The organism is Dolichospermum lemmermannii CS-548, from assembly GCF_028330815.1.
Taxonomy (GTDB): Bacteria; Cyanobacteriota; Cyanobacteriia; order Cyanobacteriales; family Nostocaceae; genus Dolichospermum; species Dolichospermum lemmermannii.
In genome coordinates, this window is the sequence record NZ_JAQMTJ010000228.1 from 1 (window position 1) to 7,455 (window position 7,455).

Consider the following 7,455-nt stretch of genomic DNA (forward strand, 5'->3'; position numbering starts at 1 on the left):
AGTCAGGAGTCAGGAGTCAGAAAGAAGGAAGAAGGAAGAAGGAAGAAGGGAGTCAGGAGTCAGAAAGAAGGAAGAAGGAAGAAGGAAGAAGGGAGTCAGGAGTCAGAAAGAAGGAAGAAGGAAGAAGGAAGAAGGGAGAAGGAAGAAGGAAGAAGGAAGAAGGAAGTAAGAAAAGTCTCAAAGTTGGGAAAGCGATGCACCTAATTCACCTTTCTAAACTGAAAACCCTTAATTTATTGAAGTTTTCGGTTTATCCAGCAGTTTCAAGATTGTAAATGAAACACCTTTAAAGCAACAGATATTATACTGAGGAAAGTTAAAAAACCGATGGTATCTAGCATTGTTGTCACTAATGGACCACTCATTAAAGCTGGATCTAGTTTTAAATGCTTCAAACCCATTGGTAACAAAGTTCCTAAAGTAACAGCCACCATTGTATTAGTGGCCATAACTACCCCGGCTATTAAAGCTACCCATCTTTCTTGGGGTTTAGCCCAAATCAGGGACAGGGCCACCATTGTCAGCCCTAAAGCTACGGCTGTTCCTAAACCGGCTAAAAGTTCTTTGCGGAGAATTTTTCCCGTATCTGCGGGTGTGACTTCCCCTACACCTAAACCGCGAATGGTGACAGTCAGAGCTTGGATACCTACAGTGCCACCTGTGTTAGAAAATATGGGCATAATCACGGCGAGGACAGGTACAGCGGCGATAACTTCTTGAAAAGGAGCGATCGCACTGGCAGCACCAATATATAATCCCATAATTCCCAATAACCAAGGCAACCGTTTCCGAATCGTGACTTGTGCGGGAGATAAGGCCTCTTCATCACCACTGACCCCTGCTAATTTTTGAATATCTTCTGTAGCTTCTTCTTCTAAAATATCGACGACATCATCAATCGTAATAATACCGACTAATCTATCTTCTCTATCAACCACAGGCATAGCGATTAAGTCGTACCGCTGCATAATCCGGGCGACTTCTTCCTGGGAGGTTTCTGTTCTGACTTTGACAACATGGGCACTGGCAATATCTTTAATTAAGACATCGGGAAAGGTAAATAATAGCTGACGCAAAGAAACAACACTAACTAATTTGCGATTATCATCAGTGACATAGGCATAGTAAATTGTTTCCTTATCTTGATCTTGCAAGCGGATTTTACTGAGGGCTTCACCAACAGTTAAACCTCGCCGCAAGCGGACATATTCAGTGGTCATTACCCGCCCAGCAGTCCCTTCTGGATAGCCAAGAATCGTAGCTGTGGCTTGTCTTTGTTCGGGACTGAGTTGTTGTAATAAGCGTTTGACTACTCCTGCTGGTAGTTCATCAAATAAATATGCCCGTTCATCAGGACTCATTTCTTCAACAAGGTCTACTACCTGGGCATCGTGGAGGGAGTTAATCAGGTCTTCCTGTACTTCTGTGGGTAAATATTCAAAGACATCTATGGCTTGATCTTTGTTGAGTAACCGAAAAGCGATCGCTCTTTGTTTTTCGGGCAATTGGGTGATATACTCGCCCACATCTACCGGCTGTAAACAATTCAAATCACATTTAAGCTGATTTAAGTCAGCAATATCCAAGGAATTACGAATTTCCTGTGTAAGCATAATAGAAATCTCCTAATGTCTCCCCCGCGCTGGGAGACTGCCTCACCAGCTTAGAGGAGGATACTACTGCCATCTGTTGGACTTTTGTCCATAACCTCTTGTAAAATTAAATATCAACGTGGGAACTAAAAATAGCACCGCTAATTAATGAGTTTAGCCCGAATTTCAGTTTTCCGATACTGTGCGATATTTTAAGCTGAATTTGTCATGTATACAACTATTGACAGAAAATTAGGTTAAAGAGATTTAAACCCCTTACTTAGGGAGATATCAAGATTTTGGATACATGACCAATGACTTTTAAAGCATCCTTTAAGAACTGAAACCCAACATAAACCCAAATTATTCCATCTCTAAAAATTGTCTAACTGTAACAATAGCAATTTCTTGAAAAGGATTCAAAATTAATAAATCTTCGTCTCCACTCACGATTAATTCTGCATCGCCATTAACAGCTAACTCTAAAAATTTATCATCTTTAGCATCTCGACAAGCAACAATAGTCTTGCTAATTTCTATAAAATTAACTGATTCAGCCAACCAACCTAGAAATAAATCTCTCTCAATTGCTGTAACATACTTTTCAAACTTCGGTCTTGCTAAAACCTGTATTATTTCTTGCCAAATCGCCTGAGACATCAAAATATTTCCTTGATGTCGAGCTTTATCTAAGGCTTGACGCGGTTGACTATTTTTAAAGAGTAAAGCACTAACAAAAATATTGGTATCTAACACATAATTAGGGAAATTATTCATTCATAATTGTCTCCAAAATTTCTGGTGTCAAGCCTCTGGAAACGGCTCTATCGCTAATTTCATCCATCAATTTCCCAAGGAAATCAACTTCCTCATTTATATCCTCTCCTAAAAATAAACTAACCAACGTTGCCAGAGATTGCTTTTTACGTTCTGTTGCTTTTTGATAGGCTTGAGCAACGTTAGGACTAACTTTGATCCTGATTTCCTCACTAATCTGCATAGTCAAGACTTGTTGATAGTATTTCTATTATTATATCGGATTAGAGCGATCGCAGAACATGAACAGCGTCTCATTGGTTTGTCACCTGATATTTTTCTTCAAAAACTTTTGTTGCATCTTGATTACAAAAGTATTCACTTCGGGAATATTCATTCTAGAAGCAATTATCGCAAATACCCCAATTCCTACTAAAGCAGATATGGATAATTCTATGAGTAAACTAATTAAATCTTGTTTACCTAATATTTGTTGAGAAGTCATTAAAGTTCCAAAACTGGCTAAACCCGATATAATACTCCCAACTGTTAAACCCAAAATTGGTACACACCATTCTTGCCAAGGTAAACCATTAAGTTTGCGATTGAGCAAAAATAATAACATCAACATGGAACTACAATTAACTCCAACTGTAGCTAAAACTAACCCAGGCGCACCAAAAGGTTCAACTAATATTAAATCTAATACAGCATTGAGAACAATATTAAATATACTAATTTTAAAAGGTGTTTGTCCATCACCTAAAGCATAAAATACTCTCACCAAAACATCACGCCCTAGATAAACAAACATTCCGATTCCATAGGCAATTAATAGCGAAGATACTAACTGAGTTGCTTCTTGTTTAAATGCTCCCCGTTGATAAACTATCTGGACAATTGGCACAGCTAAGGACACCATTAAAGCCCCTAAAGGTAACATGGTAACAGCAGTTAATAACAGTCCTTGACGAATGCGTAATTTTAGTTCTCCCCAATTATCTGGGTGAGAAAGTTTAGCAAATGTTGGTAATAAAGGCAGTAAAATAATATTAGAAATAATTCCCAAGGGAGTTTGAACTAAAAGATTAGCATAGTTAAAACCTGCGGCTGCACCAACAATAGGACTAGCGAAATAAAGGTCAGTAGCGACATTAATTGGCATCATTCCTGATGATATTGTCGCGGGAGTCATGATTTTAATTACTTCTTGCACACCGGGAGATTTAAAATCAAATCTCAGGCGTAATTTCCCTAATCCTAAGCGCCATTGCACAATTGACTGGACTAACCATTGCAGAATTCCTCCTGCCAAAGTTCCCCAAGCTAATACCATGCCACCGATTAAAGCATATTCAGGATTAATAATTTCTTTACCATATTGTCCTGCTAAAATAGCAATACCGATAATAACAGTAATACTAGATAATAAAGGACTAATAGATAGTAACCAATATTGATTAGCTGCATTTAAAGTCCCAAATCCAATGCCAATTAAGCCAGCAAATAAGGCTAAAGGGGCCATGATTTGAATTTGACGGATAGCGATCGCTCTTGTAGTTGCTTCTAAGCCATGACCCACAAAATCAACAATATACTCAGCGCAGAAAATCTGGGCAAATGTCACCACTAATAACAACCCACCCACTAGAGTTGTGATTGTTTCTACAATAGGTGCAGCTTCCTCTTTTTTGTGTTTAGCTAAAACACTGACAATGGCACTATGTAAAGGTCCATTTACACCACCAAGTAAGATTAACAGAAAACCAGGGATAATATAGGCATAACTATAAGCTGTAGCTGCCGCACCCACACCAAAAGCAGCAGCGATTATTTGCTGCCTAACCAAACCAAATACTTTACTAATTAAAGTTGCTGCGGCAACAATACCAGCAATACCAGCGAAAGAACGAGCAGGTTTTTGATCTTGTTGTGTCACGAATAATACCTAGAAACCCTTGCAGACTAAATATTTGAGCATATTTAACCGACAGATTTTAACATCTATCGGGTAATTTCATAAAAAATGTCATCAAACCCTATAGCGGTATGCACTGGAAAGAGATACATCATTAGCCCGGACTCACGAAAAATCAAAGGTTTTAAACCCGCGTAGGCGGGTTTTGCCTGTGTAGCCGTGACTTCCAGTCGCCAGGTGCAAGATGTGAGTTAATTTATCAATTAGATTAATCAAAGGATATATTAAAAACATCGAACACAGGTTACAGATTAGAGGGGTGAGTACGGTGATTATCAGAATGATTCATAGCATCAAAGCCCTATTTTTAGGGAAACATAGCTTTAAATCAATGGTAGGCAAGGTTATAACTGGCCGCTATTATGTTGTTAAAATTATAGGACAAGGCGGCTTTGGTACTACCTATTTGGCCGAAGATACTCAACGACCGGGAAACCCCCAATGTGTTGTCAAACAATTTACACCAGCAAATAAACAACCTCAACTATTAAAAAAAGCCGCAGAATTATTTCAACGAGAAGCAGAAACATTAGGAAAATTAGGAAACCATTCACAAATACCAACACTTTTAGCACATCTTGAAGAAGATCAAGAATTTTTCATCGTTCAAGAATTTATTGAAGGACATGATATTACTGAAGAAATTCCTTTTGGTACTCCTCTAATTACAGATAATGTTGTGAAATTACTGATAGAAATATTAGAGGTATTAGAGTATATTCATCATCAAGGTGTCATTCATCGAGATTTAAAACCTAGCAATATTAGAAGAAGAACAGAAGATCAAAAAATAGTGATTATTGATTTTGGTGCAGTTAAAGAAATTCAAAAATCACACAATCCTAAAAATCCGACAACTATTAGCACAGATGGATATACACCAGTGGAACAAAGAATAGGAAACCCAGAGTTAAGTAGTGATATTTATGCTGTAGGAATAATCGCTATTCAAGCATTAACAGGGAAATTCGCCACAGACATAGAAATAGATGGTAACACAGGAAAAGTAATTTGGAGAAATCACGTTACAGTTAGTGATCAATTGGCAGATATCCTAGATAAAATGGTGGAATCTTATTATAAAGACCGTTATCCATCAGCCAAGGAAGCCTTAGCAGCATTAAAACAAATACCAATTTCTCCCACTCCATCTCATCATAATCCACCACCATCTTATCATTCCCAATCTAAAACTGCTGGAATAACATTACCACCACCATCTCATAATTCCTTACCTCATCCTAATAATAAATATAAATTAGTAAAAGTTGCTGGTGTGGGTGCAGGATTAATTATGATTGGTGGTATAATTCTATTTTTAATTCGTCCCATTCCTGAATGTGGAGGAAAAGTTTCAAAATATGAAAACACAGACCATAAATTAACTATTGCATATCCTCAATGTTGGGATAGTGATTATTCTACAGAACCTTTTACCGGGAAAATAGCAACATTTGTTCAACCCGATAGAAAAGCCAAATTAACAATTACTGCAAAAGAATTTTTAGGAAATTTAGGCAATTTAGAAAAATCCGAAGAAAAGGATATTAAAAACAATTTACAAGCAGGAACCGTAGTTGATAAAAATGATAGATTCGTAGCTAAAAGAAAAAGCAGAATGATAGTTGCAACTGGTGAAGAAGGTGATCAAAAAATTAAAAATATGTATATTTTAATATTAAATGGCAGTACAGCTTATCGGATTATTTACACAGCACCAGAGAGTAATTACGAGAGATTTTTACCAACAGTAGAACAGATGATAAAATCATTCCAAATTGATGAAAAATAGTAGTAGTTAGTAGTAAGTAGGTTGGGTAGAGCGACAGCGTTCACGAAGTGTGCCAACGGCATAACCCAACATTAATATTGTCAGACAAAATTTTAATTAATTAACCCGTCATCAGTCAATATTCATCAGTCAATTTGTAAATTTTTCGGATTATTGAGAATAAAATGATTATCTTCTTTCACTAAATCACCCATACAGTGAATTTGCAACCGTTCTTGATAAGCTTTAATAGCTAAGATATAATCTTGATTAGCTAAAACTGTTTTAATTTCTTGTAATTTCTCAAACACTGCACCTAATAATGTAATTTCTCCTCTCAGTTTATCAATTTCTGGAGTAGCGATTTGCATGACCACACCTTGAACAGTAAAGTTAGGATAATTAGTGATAAATTCGCTTAAAATATCAAATTGGTCTCTATTTTCTACTATCTCTAATGTTTTTAAAATATCGCTAATTCTTTGGGCATAATCTGCTAAATTATGTTGAAGAGGTAGCAAAATTTCATATTCATCTGCGGTGTCTTTTTTTAAACGCCAAATTGCCCCAGCATCATTATAAATTCTTCCTGTTTCCTGCCATCCTGTAGCTTGGAGGTGTGTTTGTATCACATCAGGTTGAACTGTTTTGAGTGTTTGACTATCTTTGATGGTAACTTTTATGGCAATTCTCCAAAACTCGCTCTAACATAAGTGATGCTAAATTGTTCTTTTTGTTGGTTAATATCCATTAAATTAGAAATTTAAACTCAAATTAAAACACTCCCAATCATACCCCAAAAATTCTTTTGTCTGAATCAGGATATCCAGGATTTCAGGATTTTCAGGATTTAATTTTCTAATATTGTCTGAATTGGGATGTCTAGGATTTTAGGATTAATTTTGATAGCTTGGTTGTAATCTTGTATTGCTGCTTGTTTATCTCCTAAATCATATTTAGCAAATCCTCGGTTGTAGTAAGCTGCGTCATTGTTAGGATTAATTTTGATAGCTTGGTTGTAATCTTGTATTGCTCCTTGCTTATCTCCTAAATCAGATTTAGCAAGTCCCCGGTTGTTGTAGGCTACGTCATTGTTAGGATTAATTTTGATAGCTTGGTTGTAATCTTGTATTGCTCCTTGCTTATCTCCTAAATTAGATTTAGCAAGTCCCCGAAAGTAGTAGTAATCGGCATCATTAGGATTAATCTGAATAGCTTGGTTGTAATCTTGTATTGCTCCTTGTTTATCTCCTAAATCATATTTAGCAAATCCTCGGTTGTAGTAAGCTGCGTCATTGTTAGGATTAATTTTGATAGCTTGGTTGTAATCTTGTATTGCTCCTTGCTTATCTCCTAAA

Annotated in this window: 8 protein-coding genes; 2 read left to right on the forward strand and 6 right to left on the reverse strand. The window is 36.6% G+C overall.

All coding sequences use genetic code 11. The annotated features are described in order from the left end of the window. A partial coding sequence (locus PN450_RS15465) for a hypothetical protein (protein ID WP_271836851.1) occupies positions 1-275 on the forward strand: 275 nt, incomplete at its 5' end. Here PN450_RS15465 and mgtE read toward each other — a convergent pair. From mgtE to murJ, 4 genes are all read right to left on the reverse strand, one after another. Next, complete coding sequence (gene mgtE / locus PN450_RS15470; protein WP_015078209.1) at positions 264-1,613, reverse strand: magnesium transporter; 1,350 nt, start codon at positions 1,611-1,613, stop codon at positions 264-266. The two genes, PN450_RS15465 and mgtE, sit on opposite strands and share 12 nt — an antisense overlap. A gap of 342 nt (positions 1,614-1,955) precedes the next feature. Next, complete coding sequence (locus PN450_RS15475; RefSeq protein ID WP_148759849.1) at positions 1,956-2,369, reverse strand: putative toxin-antitoxin system toxin component, PIN family; 414 nt, start codon at positions 2,367-2,369, stop codon at positions 1,956-1,958. Continuing rightward, positions 2,362-2,592, reverse strand: coding sequence for a hypothetical protein (locus PN450_RS15480; RefSeq protein ID WP_148759851.1), 231 nt, complete (start codon positions 2,590-2,592; stop codon positions 2,362-2,364). The genes PN450_RS15475 and PN450_RS15480 overlap by 8 nt, the downstream gene beginning before the upstream one ends. Before the next feature lie 81 nt (positions 2,593-2,673). Continuing rightward, positions 2,674-4,287 (reverse strand): murein biosynthesis integral membrane protein MurJ, encoded by a 1,614-nt coding sequence (gene murJ / locus PN450_RS15485; protein ID WP_271836852.1) that lies wholly within the window; start codon positions 4,285-4,287, stop codon positions 2,674-2,676. A 307-nt stretch (positions 4,288-4,594) separates the two neighbouring features. Here murJ and PN450_RS15490 point away from each other — a divergent pair, with 307 nt between their 5' ends. Next, positions 4,595-6,118, forward strand: coding sequence for a serine/threonine-protein kinase (locus PN450_RS15490; protein WP_271836853.1), 1,524 nt, complete (start codon positions 4,595-4,597; stop codon positions 6,116-6,118). A gap of 125 nt (positions 6,119-6,243) precedes the next feature. Here PN450_RS15490 and PN450_RS15495 read toward each other — a convergent pair whose 3' ends face one another. Both PN450_RS15495 and PN450_RS15500 read right to left on the reverse strand, forming a co-directional pair. Next, positions 6,244-6,729 carry a hypothetical protein gene (locus PN450_RS15495; RefSeq protein WP_246863041.1) on the reverse strand — a complete coding sequence of 162 codons (486 nt, stop codon included), beginning with the start codon at positions 6,727-6,729 and terminating at the stop codon, positions 6,244-6,246. 218 nt (positions 6,730-6,947) lie between these two features. Next, positions 6,948-7,455, reverse strand: a 508-nt coding sequence (locus PN450_RS15500) for a tetratricopeptide repeat protein (RefSeq protein ID WP_271836854.1), incomplete at its 5' end; no start/stop codon positions are given.